Origin of the sequence: Nocardia sp. CY15 (assembly GCF_009829295.1) — a bacterium.
Lineage (GTDB): Bacteria > Actinomycetota > Actinomycetes > Mycobacteriales > Mycobacteriaceae > Nocardia > Nocardia sputi.
Genome location: NZ_VUOT01000014.1, coordinates 1 through 16,746 on the forward strand (window position 1 = coordinate 1; position 16,746 = coordinate 16,746).

Genomic DNA, 16,746 nt, shown 5'->3' on the forward strand with positions numbered 1-16,746 from the left:
CCCCCCCCGGCGGCCCCCCCCCCCACCCCCCCCCCCACCCCCCCCCCCCCCCCCCCCCCCCGGCGGGGGGGGGCCCCCCCCCCCCCCCCCCACCACTGGGCCGTAGCAGAACTCCTAGGTCTTCTGCTGTTGGAGCCTCAGCCAGGGGCAGGCACCGCCGATACGGCAAAATGGGTGACGAATAATGTTGATAGACAACAACATAGGTCAGCTGGCGGTCCTCGTCTCGGGTAGTATGCTGCCGCAACCGAAACCAAGGAGACTTCGTGTATCCGCAGTACACGCATCAGGGTGCTACCGCGACCGACCCAATGTCGCCGATCGAGAGCATCGGTCCTCGAATCCCGATCCACAGTCCAGAATTCGCGGCAGATCCACACGGACACTACCGTCTGATGCGTAGAGACTACGGACCGTTGGTGCCGGTCGAGATGTGGCCAGGAGTCCCCGCGACCCTGGTAATCGGTTATCGCACCGCCGTGCGGATTCTCAACGACGACGACCACTTCCCCGCCGATCCAAGCGTGTGGCAGAAGACCGCACCCGCAGGCATCCCGATCATGCCGATGATCGAGGCCCGCCCCAACGCCATCCGCACCAGCGGTGAAAGGCACGCACGCTACCGCGCTGCCTTGACCGACGCGCTGGACGGGATCGACCTGAACCTTCTGCGCGCCATGGTCGAGAGATCCGCCATCCCCATCATCAACACGTTCTGCGAGGCCGGGAATGCCGAACTATTGAGCCAGTACGTCCAACCGCTGGTCTTCTCAGTCTTCTGCCAGGTGCTCGGCTGTCCACCGGACATCGGTGAGCGAGTCGCGCAGGCCAGCGCCGCGATGTTCGACGGCGTGGATACCGAAACAGTGAACGCGATCATGGGCCCAGCGCTGCTCGACCTTACCGCGCTCAAACGCTCCTACCCCGATGACGACGTCGTCACGAGACTGGTGCAGCATCCCGCCAGGCTGGACGACGAGGAGATGGTGCATCAGCTGGTCCTGCTGTTCGCGGCCGGTGTCGAACCCCCATTGAACCTCATCGCCAACACCCTGCTATTGATGCTCACCGACACCCGCTTCGGCGACAGCATGCACATGTCGACCAAAACCGCGCTCCACGAAAGGCTGGCCACCGACCCGCCGATGGCGAACTACTGCATCACCTATCCGCGCCAGCCAATCCTGATCGAAGACGTCTGGCTGCCAGCGAATCAGCCGGTCATCATCAGCATGGCCGCCTGCAACACCGATCCAGCGATGAACACAGGCGAATTCCTGGACAACGGATGGAATCTGGCGTTCAGCACCGGCCCGCACGCCTGCCCAGCTCACGCTCGACCCTACGGTCTCCTGCTCGCGCAGGAAGTCATCGACCAACTCCTCGACACCCTCCCAGAGCTGAGGCTAGCGGTCGCCAAGCAGGCTCTTGTATGGCGCCCTGGCCCATTCCACCGAGCACTGGAAGCATTGCCGGTCGTGTTCCCGCCCTCTACCCCGTTCCGCCTTTGAGGAGGTACCTCGGTCGCACGGTTGACCGGAAGCCCGACTGGCGAATGCTTACGTGGTCCAACCTCGTTCTTGGGCCCAGCTGATGCAAACTCGATGCGCCGGCGGGCACCAGCCATCCTCGCCCAAGAATCAGCAGACCGGGCGCGCGCGTCTCGGGCGAGCGAGTGTGTTGTTCCCCGGTTGGGGCTGCTGCACGATGAGGTGACAGGCGTTATGCAGCCTGTCGGGCTGCTGGGGTCATGATCGCTTCGTATTCGATCGGGGTCAAACGTCTGAGTCGGGTTTGGCGTCGGCGCCGGTGGTAGGTGCGTTCGATCCAGGTCACGATCGCGATCCGGAGTTGTTCACGGTTGGTCCACTGATGCCGGTCCAGGACGTTGCGTTGCAGCAGGCTGAAGAAGCTCTCCATCGCGGCGTTGTCGTCCGCGGCTGCGACCCTGCCCATCGACCCGTCCATCCGGAATCTCGTGGATGAAAAGCCTGGAACGAAATTGGCTGCCGTGGTCGGTGTGGACGATGCAGCCGGCCACCTCGCCACGGCGGGCGACGGCATTGTGCAATGCGGTGACCGCGAGCCGTGATTTCATTCGCAAGTCGATGCAATAGCCCACGATCCGACCCGAACTGTTCATCAGCGCCAATACCGCCGGTGTGCACGTCTCGCGCATCCTCGCCAAACTCGGCGCGTTCATGCGATGTTCGGAAATATCGCTGAGCCACAACATGTTCGGACGATCCACAGCGAATTTCCGGCGGACGAGATCGTCGTGGACAGCCGGACCCGGACGCCGGGACCTGCCGCGGCGGGGTTTACCGAACACGCTCCACCACCTGTTCGCCGCCGCGCGACCGAGAGACCAGACGGTGTTCCTGGGCGAGCTGAACGTTCTCGAACCCGACCATCAACCGCGCTACCGCTTCTTCGTCGAATTCGAATACGACTTCTACCGTCGTCTCACCACCGACTGCGGGCTGATCGATGCGTTCCGGACGCTGCACCCGCAGCTGATCGAACACTCCTGGTCGGGCGCACCGGCGACGGCTACCGCTCGCGACGTGCCCATCGGCCACCGGTGGCGTGCATGTATTCGAAGCTTGCGCTATTCGTCAGAACGGGTGGCCAGCCGTCAGCGGTGGCTCGTTCCCACGCGGGTCGCGACGGCGGCATGCAATTCTCGGCAAAGTCTTTGCGAAGCGGTTAGCCAGCAGGTAGTAGATCAGTGGCCGACAGCTTCGCCCGGTTCCGGCCAGTTGCAGTCGTTGCACTCCCAGTCGGGGCGCTCAAGCGAGGTCCTTTCGCGCCTGTTTCAGGAAGTCGCTGGTGATCTCTCCAAGGTCTGCGAGGAAGTCCAGAGCCGCTTTCCCCAGAGAAGATGTGGCTTTTCGCCACTCATCATCGCCCCAAGTGGGGTAGGTGTTTTTTGATATGTACCGACTAACGAAGGGGCCATAGTGATCGCTGCTAAAAACGGCGATACGGGTCACAAATCGGTCCGCGATCATAAACATGTCATGACTTCCCGTCATCCATACGGTGTTCAAAGCGTCTACGAACAGAATCTGGGTCTTGCCGACCTCCCCCAGCTTCTCGATTTGGAGATCTGGTGAAGTGGTCGGCTCGATCAGCAAATGGCTGGTTTCGGACAATGCTGCCTCATAGCGGTTCAGAGTGCTGAGGAACTCTCGGTACAACTTCTGGCGACTCTCCCTTGCCGCCTCGGATGCGGCCAGCTGACTACTTCGGTTCGACTCGTTGATACTCACGTAGACAGCTGCACCCGCAGAAACAAAGCTCGAGATCACGGCAGTGACCAGCGCTGTAATCAGCGCATACCGCCCACTACGAGACCCAACCTCCGGCGCCGGCCTTGAACCGGCCTCCGAAACGGCCCCATGGCCAGAGGGTGGCCCCGGCGAGGTGTCCAGCTCCTCAGGTGAATCACGTTGCGCCCCCTCCCCGGCTTGTTGCTGCGGTTCGGCACCCATCGTTCCTCCGCTCACGGCGCGTCAATGGATATGCACGCTGATCTTATGACCTGAATCCTGTTTATCAGTTGCCCGCCCTGCGGCGTGTTAGTCCGACAGGCGGTCGGTACTTTGCGGTTGCATCAGACGCAACAATGATGCGCCACGGAAGTCGCGAGAGGTCGGGCCCTGATCCAGCGGTGCTAGTGCCGCGTCCAGGAAGGTTGATGCTGTAACCCGGCCGGTCGGGATGGCGGGTCCGCCGGTGTTGTTTTCGGAACACTTGCGACATTTGCTCGCCGCCGGTCATGTCGGTCCGAAGCCGTCTGCGACGTGACCTCGACGACACACAGGGCGATCACGGACCCTGGCCGCCACGGGCCGGGGGCCCGCCGAGGTGGACGACGGTGACTGCGCGAACTTTCGTCCTATTCCGTTGTGCGCCAATGAAGGACATGTATCGGATGAGCCTGTAGTCTTACATTGCTCTTGCTGTCAGCGGAGGTCGACATGTCTTCTGTCGCCATAACCGGTGCGACCGGCTTTCTCGGTCTTCACCTCGTTCGCGAGCTACTTGCTCGTAATCACGACCTCGTCGTGTTGGCTCGCGATCCAGCCGCGCTGGATCGCATCACGCGATTCCTCCAGCTCGTGGGGGAACCGCGTAGCCTGATCGATGCGCTGCCCCACCGGATGCGCATAGTCGAGTCGGACGTGTCGTTGCCACGCCTCGGTCTTTCCCCCGCGGCGTTCCGCGACTTGGCCGATGCGATCGACGTCGTATGGCACAGCGCCGCAAGCATCAAAATGCACGACGATCTGAGTGCGCTCCGCCCGGTCAATGTCGCCGGCACCCGCCACGTACTCGATCTGGTGTCCGCCGGGGAACGCCAACCCCTGCTGTGCCACGTCAGCACCGCATTCGTAGCCGGCGCACGACGCGATGGCGTGGTGTACGAGTCGGAACTGGACGGGACGGCCGGTTTCGAGAACGCGTACGAGCAGACGAAATTCGAGGCGGAAACACTGATACGAACGTGGTCCCGCCGCTACGGTCGGCCAGCTGTTGTGGTGCGGCCCAGCATATTGGTGACGAACCGCCCCCCGCAGGCGGGTCTACCGCCGCATCCCCTGTTGCCTCTGGGTCGGACCATCCGGGCGGCCGTCGGGCGCTTCTGCCCGACAACGTGCGGGGCATCCCGAACGGTCGTGCGCGCCATCGGTCATCCCCAGGCGCACCTGAACTTCGTGCCGGTGGAGCGGGCCGCGCAGGTCATGGCGCGGTTGACCGACCTCGAGCACACCGGCCGGGTGGAGACATACCACGTCGTGCACGGCCATGACGTCCCGGTGCGGGTGTTGATGGACGTCATGGAGGCGCTGGCTCCGCTGCGGCTGGTGATCGGAGCGGCACCGCCCACCGAGCGGACCGCGCTGGAAGCGTTCCTCGACAGAACACCCACTTCGGGAATGCTGAGCCACCGTCGCCGGTATGACGACACCCGGATCGTCGCGCTGCTCGGGGTGCCCTCCTCGTCGGTCCGCGTCGACTACGACTACCTGATGGCAGGCGTGAGAGCCGTACCAGCGGCCTCCTCCTGGACTTGATCTCGAGGAGGAAAACCATGGCGGAGGCCGCGTATGATCTGCTCAGCACTCAGGCCCGAACCGATCCATACCCTGTACTCGGCAGGTTGCGCGAGAACCGGCCGGTGACATTCAGCGAGCAGCTCCATGCTTGGGTGGTCACTCGGTATGAGGATGTGCGCTTCGGGTTGGCCCATCCGGCGATCTCCGCGGACCGGATCAGCCCACGCCTCGCGCAGTTCCCCGCGGAGCAGCGGGACCGGTTCGAGCCGCTGTCCCTGGTGCTGCGCCGTTGGCCGCTGATGTTGGACCGCCATGAGCACGCGCGGTTGCGCACGCCGGTCACGCGTGCGATGAGACCGACGATCGTCGCCGGTTTCCAACCGCTGATACGCGATACCGCGCGGACCATTCTGCGTGGGGCGGTGGAACGCGGCGGCATGGACGTCATCGCGGATCTGGCCCTGCCGCTTCCGTTGTACGTCACATCGAGGATCCTCGGCGTACCCGACAACATGGTCGAGTTGCTCAAGCGGTGCGCTGTCGACATCGTCGATTTCTTCGGGGCGGCGCCCCATGCCTATCTGCCTCGGGCGGAGGCCGCGATGGACACCGTTCGGCAGACGACCGACCTGCTGCGCCCACTGGTGCGCGCCCGGCGCGGGGAACAGCGCGCGGATCTATTGAGCGCTTTGGTCGACGACCCATCGCTGAGCGACGACGACATCGTCGCAGTCTGCCTGATGATGGTCTTCGCCGGATTCGAGACCACGAGCAATCTGATCGGCAACGGAATACTGCTGCTGCTGCGGCATCCGGAGCAATTCGAACAATTGCGTCGAGACCCGAGCGGAATCCGCAACGCGGTCAAGGAAGTCCTCCGATTCGAGAGCCCGGTCCAGCGGATCTCCCGCATGGCCACGGCGGAGTTGACGCTGCGGGGCACACGGATCGGCAAGGGCAGCCTCATCTACTTCCACGCCGGCGCGGCCAACCGTGATCCCTCGGCCTTCCCGGAACCGGATCGCTTCGATATCGGACGCGGTAGCGACCGTCACCTCGCGTTCGGTCATTCGATCCACACCTGCCCTGGCTCCACGCTCGCACAAATGGAGGCAGAGATCGTGCTCGAGGAGCTGTGCCGGGTCGCGCCCGTTGTCCTGCTCGCCGGTGAGGAGATCCGGTGGAGGGAGAACTTGTCCGTCCGGTCCTTGGACTCGCTGCTGGTGGGTTTCGGCCCATGCCGCGCCGACCGCAGGGAGACAGCGTGACCGGCCGGCGTCACAGGCCCAGTTGACGGGCCATCGCGGGATCGCAACGCTCCCCGACGACCATGGACCTGGGTACCGCGCCCTCGATCGCGGCGAGATCCGCAGCGGACAGGACTAGCCCGGCCGCATCAACGTTCTCCTCCAAATAGGATCGGCGCTTGGTTCCGGGAATCGCCACCACGTCCTGGCCTCGGTGATGCACCCATGACAGCGCCAGCTGAGCCATGGTCATGCCATACCGGTCGGCGAGCGCCCGCAATCGGGCCGTGATCGGTAGGTTGCGTTCCAGATTCCCGTCGGCGAACCTCGGTTGCGTGATCCTTCGGAAGTCCAGCGGCCCGAAGTCCGCGGCCGAGGTGAACCGCCCGGTCAGGAAGCCGCGACCGAGCGGAGAGGCCGCTACCAGGCCGACGCCGAGTTCCCGGCACGTGCTCAGGACGCCGTCGTGCTCGAGATCGCGGGTCCACAGTGACCACTCGCACTGCACGGCGGCAATCGGATGGATCGCGTGCGCTCGCCGAATGGTCGCCGTCCCGGCCTCGGACAGGCCCAGCTCGCGGACCTTGCCCTGGGTCACCAACTCCGCCATTGCGGCAACGGTTTCTTCAATCGGTACCGTCGGATCCACGCGGTGTTGGTAGTACAGATCGATATGGTCCACGCGGAGGCGTCGTAGCGAATCCTCGCACGCATGTCGCACATGACGAGCGTCTCCGCGCACAGTTCTGGCGTATCCGTCGTCGGCGCGGACAAGACCGAACTTCGTCGCGATCATCACCTCGTCGCGACGCCCGGCGATCACCCGGCCGATCAACTCCTCGTTGGCGCCCCTGCCGTAGATGTCGGCGGTATCGAGGAGTGTGACACCGAGATCCAATGCGCGGTGGATGGTCGCCGCCGACTCGTCGTCGTCGGTGACTCCGTAGAACTCGCTCATCCCCGCGCAACCAAGGCCCTGAGCACCAACGGTCAAGCTACCCAAGCGGCGTGTGTCCACCGAGAACTCCTTTCGGTCAGGCGATCACCTCTTTCGTTGCACTATCGTCTTGCTGCGCATGAGGAATTCGGCGAGGTACCCGTCTTGCGGATGCCCCGGCTCCATCGCGCACGTCGGATGGTTACCGACATGGACATTGCCGATCGACGGCTCGGCCACCAGGCGATCGATGAGGGCGTCGTCGCAAGTGACCACTGTGAGCACAAGGGTGTCCCGCAGGGGCGCCAGACCGTCCGACGGCGACCATGGGGCGACCCAGACACACGGGAAGGGCAGCTCCAGGTTGGCCTGGGGGGCGTCGGCCCGGTCCAGCTGGAACACCGCCGGGCGCAGCACAGCGCTGCCGTCGCCCAACGGATCCACGATCCCGTCATCGCCGAGCCATGTCCGGACGCTCTGCGCGTGGCGCAGCAGGTATTTCTCGATCACCCGCGCCTCCTCGAGCCGGCGTACGGGCAGCACGGCCCGATCGTCCTCCGGCGGCGAACTCGGCAGCTCCGCCAGCCGCGTGGCGAGGGCTTCGGCGAAGGGCGCGGGATCACCCTCGACGAAGACCGCCGTCGCGTTCACGCACGCGGTGCCACCGTCATGACTTACGGAGTACGCCACCATGTCCAGATGGTCGCGCCAGTCCTCACCGGTGAGCAGGATCTTCGACCTTCCGGCCGCGTGCGTGGCCACCGTACGGTCCGCCGCGTACCGACCGACCATGTCACGGCCGTACACCACGGCCAGGTCCGCGCCGCCGATCAGGGCATCGACGCCCTCCTGGTCGGTCGGCAGCAGCATCACCTGGTCGGCGCCGAACCCGGCCGCCCGCAACGCGGCAACCAGCCGGTGCGGGGTGAACGGCTCGTGCCACGAGGGCCGCACGGCGACCCGATAACCGAGTGCCAGCGCATCCAGCCACTGCGATTGCACCGCAGGGTGATTGCCTGCCGCACCGACCGCCAGGACATCGCCGCGCCGGGCCCACCTGATGTGCCGGGTTTCCGGCTCCGAGCCGGAACGGATGGCGGAATCCTCTCCCGCCGCCGCGCGGGGACACGCATCCGCCGCGGCACGGTCCGCTCCCACGGCGCAGCTCTCGATCCACCGCGTCGCGCGTCGCACCACCGCGGCGGGTACTCCACTGACCCTGCAGACCAGGTACTGGTAATCCTCAGGTGACAATCCGCCCAGAGAGGCCTCCGCGAACAGGTGACCCGCGCGGGCCAGCGCGGCCATTCGCTCGCGCCGCGGCGGGGTGGGCGCTCGGCGTAGGGCGGTGAGAGCGCGACTCACGAACACCGGCGGAGCCAGGCTCAGCTCCGCCGCCGGTGTGCCGGTCACGTCTTCGAGCGTATGGCGGGTGAGGGCGCGGAACGCACCCCGTGGACCGAGCACGTCGAGTTGCGCCGGGGCGGCCATCAATACACTCCCTCGATGACCGTTTCCCCGGCGAAGGAGGTCATCGAGGTGATGTCGGCAACGGAGTCACCGAGTTGTCCAACCGGCGGCTCGATCCGGATGGCCAGATCGCGCTCTGAGTTGTTGGGCAGCAACATGGCCCGGCTGATATGGTTCACGATCACTTGGCCGTGCTCGCCGTAGGCGACAGGCTCTCCGGTAGCGGTATCGACGACCGAGAGCACGATGTGCGGCGAGAAGGTGTCGAATATACACCGCGCGTCATCGGAACCGGGGCGTTCGATCGTGGTGCCGAGCATAGTGACGTTGCCGTAGTAGCCGTACAGTTCCACGCCGGGGAACACGTCGGTGCGCAGTACCCGGCGGGTGTCCGGATCCATTCGCGCTCCGCCCCAGACGATCAGCCGCACCTTGGCGTTGATCAGATCGACCAGTTCCTCGTCGCGGCACAGGCGCTCCAGCAGGGGAGGCGTGGATACCAGTACCCCGACCTGCTGACTGCGCAGGATGTGCGCACTCTGAGCGATCAGATGATCGACGTACCGATCCGCGATATCGGTCTCGCCTGCGCCGATCGTCCTCTTCACCCAACGAGGATCCATGTTGATGCAGAAACGGACCCCGCCCCGGCGGCGGACCAGTTCCGCAGTCCAGTCGCCGAACAGTTGCGGCCCGCTCGGAACCAGTGTCAGCCAGTTGACGTTACGCGGGTGGTCTCGTGCGTCCATGTCCCGCATCGCCCAGGTGATGACGCGGTCCATCCAGTCGGCGAGGAAGGGCAGGCGTTTGGGGCTGCCCGTGGTGCCCCCGCTCTCGTAGACACCGAAGACCGAGACGCCTCCGCCGTATCCACGTGGGATCAGATGCTCCACCGGCACCGTGCGCAGTTCGTCGACGACATTGGGAAAGAGTCGAAGATCGGTGAGGGACCGCACATCGCGCACCGGGTCGAAGCCGAGGGTCGCGGCGCGCTGAAGCCAGAAGGTCGAGCCGGTCTCCGGCCCGAAGTGCCAGCGCATGGCGGCGGCCAAGAACTCGGCGGTGTCGGGCGTCTCTCCGATGGGCGTTTCCAGCACCGGTTCCGGAAAACTTGGCATATGAAACCCTCTCGATACCAACGGTATTCGACTCGGCAACGCGATACGATATCAGTCATTCTTCTATGGCGATGCGGGTCCGAGGGCCCGATCGCGTGATTCGAGAGTCTTTGTCAGCGAACGCTGTAACAGATCGGTGATGTACCGGCCCACCAAGGGAGTGCGCGTTGAACCGTAGCGACGAGCCGCTCGTGCCCTCAGATCGTCTGTATCTCACCGACTTCGAATCCGGCTCCGTCGACGGCGAACGGCGGCTCATCGAGCTGATCCGCGACGCGGCCGCCCGAGCGATCGGGAACAAGCGTGCCGCCATCCCGGTCGACAGAGCATTCTGGGACTCCGGCCTGGGATCGCTGCCCGGCGTGCGGCTGGCCAACCTCCTGGCCGAGGCGCTCGACGTTCCCATAGAGGCGAACGCCGTCTTCGAGTATCCGACGCCACGAGCGCTGGCCGAGCATCTGCGGTCCGTACTGACGGCCTCGGACGCGGCGGCATCCGGAATCACCGAGGCCACGCTCCACGCCACACCCGCCGCCATCGATGAGCCGCTGGCGATCGTCGGTATGAGCTGTCGGCTGCCCGGTGCAGTGGCATCCCCCGACGACCTCTGGCGCCTGGTCACCGAGGAACGTTCGGCCGTGTCCCCCTTCCCGACGAATCGGGGCTGGGACCTGAACAACCTGTTCGACCCGGACCCGGACCGCGCGGGCACCTGCTACGTGCGGCACGGCGGCTTCCTAGCCGATGCCGACATGTTCGACGCGGCGTTCTTCGGTATCTCTCCCCGCGAGGCGGTAGCGATGGACCCACAGCAGCGTCTCGTACTGGAAGCCGCGTGGGAGGTGCTCGAACACGCTCGCATCGACCCGACCACCCTGCGCGCTACCCCGACGGGCGTATACCTCGGGATGAGCACCTTCGGATACGACTCGATGACACAGCAGTCGGACACGGCCGGGCGATTCGTGGGTGCCTCCGACTCGTTCGCGGTCGCCTCCGGGCGTGTGGCCTACACCTTCGGTTTCGAAGGCCCGGCTCTGACGGTGGACACCGCGTGCTCGTCGTCCTTGGTCGCGTTGCACCTGGCCGGTCAGGCACTGCGGGCGGGCGAGTGCTCGCTGGCCATCGCGGGAGGCGTGACGGTCCTCTGCACTCCGCAACCCTTCGTACAGTTCAGTCGGCAACGCGCCCTGGCGCCGGACGCGCGATGCAAAGCGTTCGCCGCGGGCGCCGACGGGACCGTCTGGGGCGAAGGGGTGGCGATGCTACTGGTCGAGCGGCTGACCGACGCCCGCAGACGCGGCCATCGGGTACTCGCCGTCGTCCGCGGGACGGCGGTCAATCAGGACGGCAGGAGCAACGGGTTGACCGCCCCGCACGGACCGGCTCAGCGCCGCGTCATCCGCCAGGCGCTGGCCAACGCCGCCCTGACACCGCACGACATCGACATGGTCGAGGCCCATGGCACCGGAACGAAGCTGGGCGATCCGATCGAGGCACAGGCACTCATGGCGGTCTACGGCCGCGACCGCACCCCCGAACGGCCGCTGTGGCTCGGATCGGTGAAATCGAATCTGACCCACACGGTGGCTGCCGCCGGAATCGCCGGAATCATCAAGACCGTACAGGCCATGCGCCATGGAGTGCTGCCCAGGACGCTGCACGTCGACCGACCGGCGCCGCTGGAGTGGTCGGCGGGCGGGCTGTCACTGTTGACCGAGACACGGCCGTGGCCGGAACTCGAAGGGCCACGCCGCGCCGGGGTGTCCTCGTTCGGGATCAGCGGCACCAATGCGCACGTAATCCTCGAGGAAGCTCGCGAGCCCGTCGGTGACACCGGCTCGCATCCGGTCGCGGCACCCGAGCCCGGGACCGTGCCCTGGGTGGTGTCCGGTCGGGGTGCGCTCGCGCGGCGCGCCCAAGCGGATCGGCTCGTCGGCCACCTGCGCTCTCGCCCGGATCTGTCGGTGGTGGACGTGGCCTACACGTTGGCCACCACCCGCACAGCGTTCCCGCACCGCGCCGTGGTGCTCGCCGCCGACCGGGACGGCTACCTCGAGGGCATGCAGGCGATCGCCGAGGATCGCGAGACGCCCGGAGTGATCCTCGGCACCGCCGTGCCCGACCCCAAGATCGCGTTTTTGTTCACCGGTCAAGGCGCTCAACGCGCGGGCATGGGCCGGGAACTGTACGACCGCTCTGCGGTTTTCGCCGAGGCCCTCGACGCCGTTTGCGCGCATCTGGACCCATTGCTGGACCGGCCGTTGTTGGAGGTCGTCTTCGCCGACGAGGGGTCACCGGATGCCGCGCTGCTCGCCCGAACCGACTTCACCCAACCAGCGCTGCTGGCTTGCGAGCTCGCGCTCTTCCGTCTCCTCGAGGTGGCAGGCTTACGGCCGGACGTGCTGTTCGGCCACTCTGTCGGAGAGCTCGCCGCGGCGCATATCGCGGGCGTGCTCTCGCTGGCGGACACCTGCGCGCTGGTCGCGGCACGAGGCCGGCTGATGCAGGAGTTGCCCGCGGGCGGCGCGATGCTGGCGGTGGCGGCGAGCGAGCAAGAAGCCGCCGAGGCACTGGCCGGTCACGAGCACGAGTTGGCGATCGCCGCGGTGAACGGTCCACGGGCTGTGGTTCTGTCCGGGGATGAGGAGGCAATCGCCGATCAGTCCGCGTACTGGGAGGCATCGGGCCGTCGGACGCAGCGGCTGCGAGTCGGCCACGCCTTTCACTCTCCGCGGATGGGCGGCATGCTCGAGCGATTTCGGCAGGTGGCCGAGAAACTCTCCTATGCCCCGCCCCGTATCCCGCTCATCTCGAATGTCACCGGCGCTCCGCTCACAGCGGAACAAGCGTGTTCCCCGGCATACTGGGTTCGGCACGTCCGGGAGACAGTGCGCTTCCACGATGGGCTGCGCCGGATGAACGCCGACGGTGTGACCGGATACCTGGAAGTCGGCCCCGATGGCGTGCTGACCGCTCTGGTCCGCGATTGCCTGCCCGAGGCACAGTCGTTCGGCCCGGTCCTGAGCCGCCGCAGGCCCGAGGCCTCGGCCATGACGACCGCACTGGCCCGGGCACACATCCACGGTGTGACGCTGCACTGGGACACCCTCTTCGCCGCGCTACGGCCACGGCAGGTGGACCTACCCACGTACGCCTTCCAGCGTCATCGGTACTGGCCCGAGAGAGCGGTGGTCGGACGCCGAGCCGTCCCCGTCACCCCCGCTGTCGCCGACCACCCGTGGTTGACGGCTCCGGTCGAACTCGCCGGTTCGGGCGGGCACGTCTACAGCGGCCGACTGACACCCAGGACCGACCCATGGCTTTCCGAACACGCCATCGGAGGCACTGCGGTGTTCCCCGGCACGGCACTGCTCGAGCTGGCATCACACGCCGGCGAACGACTCGGCTGTAATCGCCTGGACGAGCTGATCCTGCACGCCCCGCTGCCGGTGCCCGACGAATGCGAGGTGCTGCTCCAAGTCGAGGTCGGTCCGCCAGGCGAGAACGGGGACCGGCAGCTGACCATCTACGCTCGGCCCGAAGCCGATCCCGATGTCGCCGAGCCCGGCTCATGGACACGACACGCGACCGGTACCGTGGCCCCCGCCACCGGGCTACCATCCGAGTCGTCGGCGTGGCTGCGGGCTGGGGACGCCCCGTGGCCCCCACCGAATGCCGTGCCGATCCCACTCGACGATCTCTATCGGCAACTGGCCGAACGTGAGATGGACTACGGGCCGGCGTTCCGTGGCCTACGCTCCGCCTGGCAGCTGGAAACGGACGTGTATGTGGAGGCGAGACTCCCGGAGGAGCTCCCCCCGAGCGGGTTCGGCGTACATCCCGCACTACTCGACACAGTGCTGCACGCGACTCGGTTCGCAGTGGCACGATTCGCCGACGGACCGGCCGAACTGTGGCTGCCCTTCTCGTGGAGCGGCGTCGATCGGTACGCACCCGGTGCGTCCGTGCTGCGGGCCAGGCTCCGGCCAGGGAGGACCGACACCAAGGACTCGATCGAGCTGTCCCTCACCGTGACAGACGAGGCCGGCAGTCCGGTCATCGAGGTCGCCTCGCTCGTTCTGCGGCCGTCGATGCCGGCCGGAGAGGGCAAGCAATCCGCCGCCGAAGCCCTGTTCCGGCTCGACTGGGTCCGCGCCCCCGAGCCGGACGCATGGGCGTGGTCCGATGACTGTGCCTACGCCGTACTGGGTCCCGACCGACTCCCTATGGCCGCGGCGCTCGAAGCGAACGGACACTCGGTCGTGGCGGCGCCCGACTGGTCAGCGTTCGTCCTCTCGGTGGCCGGGGGGACCCCCGTACCGGATGTCGTGTTGGTTCCGTACGTCGGTGGGGAAGAGGACAGCACGCTGATCCGGCGAACACACGTCATGAGCGCCCAGATTCTGCACCTGCTCCAGGCCTGGCTCGCAGACGATCGTTTCGCCGGAACTCGACTTGTCGTAGTGACCCGAGAGGCAGTGTCCGCCATCTCAGGAGATCGCGTGGAAAACCTTGCCTGTGCACCTATCTGGGGACTGGTCCGGGTCGCGCAGACCGAGAACCCCGAGCGGATCCTGCTGCTCGACGTGGAGAAGGGCGCCGACCTACCCCAAGCGCTGGCAGCGGCTCGCGCGTCCGGACAGCCGCAGTCGGCTTTCCGGGCGAACACACTCTACGTGCCTCGGTTGGCACGTGCGGACACCGCGACCGACGAGCTCCGGCGGCCCGCCGACGGCTCACCGTGGCGTCTCGCTCCCACGGAGCCGGGCGATCTCGACCGATGGACCCTGGAATCACGGTCGCACGGTCCGCTTCGAGCGGGCCAGGTCCGGATCTCGGTGCGAGCGGCAGGCGTCAACTTTCGCGATGTGATGATCGCCTTGGACATCTACCCGGGCGAGGCCACGATGGGGCGCGAGGTAGCCGGGGTGGTGACAGAGGTGGGTACCGGGGTCACCGGATTCGTCCAGGGCGATCGAGTGATGGGCGTGGTCTCAGGGGGCTTCGCGTCATCGGTCGATGCCGACCACCGGGCCGTGGTCCGGATCCCCGCCGGCTGGTCATTCGCCCAGGCAGCCGGGTTCCCTATCGCCTTCCTGACGGCCCACTACGCCTTGCTGGACCTGGCGGGCCTGACGCGCGGGGAATCGGTCCTCATCCATTCCGCCGCCGGTGGGGTGGGCATGGCCGCCCTGCAACTGGCCCGGCACATCGGGGCAGAGGCGTATGCCACGGCCAGCCCCGGCAAATGGGAAGCCCTGTACGAGCAGGGCATCGACGACCGGCACATCGCCTCTTCGCGCACGCTCGAGTTCGAAGAACACTTCCACCGCACCACCGCTGGGGGTGGAGTCGACGTAGTGCTCAATGCCCTGTCTCGGGAATTCACAGACGCCTCGTTGCGTCTGCTCCGCCAGGGCGGGCGCTTCATCGAGATGGGCAAGACCGACGTCCGTGAGCCTCGAACGGTCACCGCCGAACATCCCGGAGTGAGCTACCAACCCTTCGACCTAGGAGACCTGGGACCAGCTCGCCTCGAGGAAAAGTTCGCCGAGCTCGTCGTTCTGATCGAGAAGGGAGCCATCCGCCCGCTGCCGATTCACGCCTGGGACATCCGGCAGGCAGGTGAGGCACTGCGATTCGTCAGCCATGCCCGGCACACCGGCAAGGTAGTACTGACCGTCCCGGTCGAGCCGAATCCCGAGAGAACCGTGCTCATCACCGGAGGCACCGGCACACTCGGAACTCTCCTCGCCCGACACCTCGCGACCGCACACGGAATGCGCCGACTGGTACTGGCCGGCCGGAGCGGAACGACGACCGAAACCGCACCTGATCTCGCCACCGAACTGGCCGCGGTCGGCGCCGAAATCCGCATCGTTTCCTGCGATGTCTCGGATCGAGAAGAAGTCGCCGCACTACTGGCGTCGATACCCTCACTGGGTTCTGTCGTGCACGCGGCGGGCACCGTGGACGACGGGACACTCGAATCGCTCGACACCGATAAATTGGAGCGGGTACTGCGGCCGAAGCTCGATGCCGCCATCCACCTGCACGAGCTCACCCGCGACCTGGACCTGGCGGAATTCATCATGTTCTCGTCCGGCGCGGGCCTGTTCGGCAACGCGGGCCAAGCAAACTACGCCGCCGCCAACACTTTCCTCGACGCCATGGCCTACCACCGGCGCGCAGAAGGTCTCCCCGCCTGCTCGGTGGCCTGGGGCCTGTGGGCACCGCCTTCACGAATCAGTAGCGGGGTGGACCACATCAGGCAGCAACGTCTCATCCGTGGCGGGGTGGTGGCGCTGTCGGTCACCGAAGGCTTGACGCTGTTCGACGCGGCCAGAGGCAGCGCACGAGCGATGACAGCCGCGATGCGGTGGAATCTGGCCGTTTTGCGCTCATCCCATCTCGAGCAACCACTGCTGCTGCGCGACCTCGTTCCGCGCCGTGGCCTCCCTGTCGGCTTGCGAGCACACCACGACAGCCCATCATCCTGGGCGCGGCGGTTGGCAGGAGCCGGCGCGGCGGAACAACACCGTCTCGTGCTGGAATTGGTTCTCACTCAGGCAGCCGATGTGCTGGGATACCCCGCCGGCCACACGGTCGCTCCCGACGAAAAGTTCCAAGACCTCGGCTTCGACTCGCTCACCACTGTGGAACTCCGTAACCGCCTCAACCGAATCACCGGCCTACACATGGGAACCGATGCGTTGTTCGACCATCCGAACTCCGCAGCTCTGGCACACCAACTGGGCAGGGAACTTCTGCGGAGCAGAACTACCACCCCACCGGCCTCTCAAACGATGGAAGTTCCCCACGCCAACGCCGATGCCGTGCTGGAAGCGCCTGCAGACCGATAACACACAGCCGCGGTGACAGCGATAGCTGTATTCGGAAACTTT

The 16,746-nt window shown here is 66.1% G+C and carries 9 protein-coding genes and 1 pseudogene; 4 read left to right on the forward strand and 6 right to left on the reverse strand.

The genetic code is table 11. The features are described from left to right. Positions 1–311 precede the first annotated feature (311 nt). Positions 312–1,511: a cytochrome P450 gene (locus GVY39_RS17585; RefSeq protein WP_195139422.1), complete on the forward strand. Its 1,200-nt coding sequence runs from the start codon at positions 312–314 to the stop codon at positions 1,509–1,511. Positions 1,512–1,722: 211 nt separating this feature from the next. On the opposite strand, the pseudogene GVY39_RS34445 reads toward GVY39_RS17585, so the two are convergent. The 3 genes and pseudogenes from GVY39_RS34445 to GVY39_RS17605 all read right to left on the reverse strand — a co-directional run. Next, positions 1,723–2,344 (reverse strand): annotated as a pseudogene (locus GVY39_RS34445) (transposase); the annotation flags it as partial. Further along, the gene (locus GVY39_RS17600) at positions 2,322–2,528 is read right to left on the reverse strand and encodes a hypothetical protein (protein WP_159925770.1); all 207 of its coding nucleotides are present in this window, start codon (positions 2,526–2,528) and stop codon (positions 2,322–2,324) included. The gene GVY39_RS17600 and the pseudogene GVY39_RS34445, both read right to left, overlap by 23 nt. A gap of 264 nt (positions 2,529–2,792) precedes the next feature. Next, positions 2,793–3,497: a hypothetical protein gene (locus GVY39_RS17605; protein WP_159925772.1), complete on the reverse strand. Its 705-nt coding sequence runs from the start codon at positions 3,495–3,497 to the stop codon at positions 2,793–2,795. A 489-nt stretch (positions 3,498–3,986) separates the two neighbouring features. Here GVY39_RS17605 and GVY39_RS17610 point away from each other — a divergent pair, with 489 nt between their 5' ends. Further along, positions 3,987–5,084: an SDR family oxidoreductase gene (locus GVY39_RS17610; RefSeq protein ID WP_159925774.1), complete on the forward strand. Its 1,098-nt coding sequence runs from the start codon at positions 3,987–3,989 to the stop codon at positions 5,082–5,084. A 17-nt stretch (positions 5,085–5,101) separates the two neighbouring features. Then, positions 5,102–6,334 (forward strand): cytochrome P450, encoded by a 1,233-nt coding sequence (locus tag GVY39_RS17615; protein ID WP_159925776.1) that lies wholly within the window; start codon positions 5,102–5,104, stop codon positions 6,332–6,334. A 10-nt stretch (positions 6,335–6,344) separates the two neighbouring features. Here GVY39_RS17615 and GVY39_RS17620 read toward each other — a convergent pair whose 3' ends face one another. From GVY39_RS17620 to GVY39_RS17630, 3 genes are read right to left on the reverse strand one after another with little or no spacing between them, the layout of a single operon-like run. Continuing rightward, positions 6,345–7,331, reverse strand: coding sequence for an aldo/keto reductase (locus tag GVY39_RS17620; protein ID WP_255466201.1), 987 nt, complete (start codon positions 7,329–7,331; stop codon positions 6,345–6,347). A gap of 24 nt (positions 7,332–7,355) precedes the next feature. Continuing rightward, positions 7,356–8,741 (reverse strand): aldehyde dehydrogenase family protein, encoded by a 1,386-nt coding sequence (locus GVY39_RS17625; protein WP_159925780.1) that lies wholly within the window; start codon positions 8,739–8,741, stop codon positions 7,356–7,358. Next, positions 8,741–9,838, reverse strand: a complete 1,098-nt coding sequence (locus GVY39_RS17630) for an AMP-binding protein (protein ID WP_159925782.1) — start codon at positions 9,836–9,838, stop codon at positions 8,741–8,743. The genes GVY39_RS17625 and GVY39_RS17630 overlap by 1 nt, the downstream gene beginning before the upstream one ends. Positions 9,839–10,029: 191 nt before the next feature. Here GVY39_RS17630 and GVY39_RS17635 point away from each other — a divergent pair, with 191 nt between their 5' ends. Then, positions 10,030–16,704: a type I polyketide synthase gene (locus tag GVY39_RS17635; RefSeq protein ID WP_159925784.1), complete on the forward strand. Its 6,675-nt coding sequence runs from the start codon at positions 10,030–10,032 to the stop codon at positions 16,702–16,704. Positions 16,705–16,746: the final 42 nt, after the last annotated feature.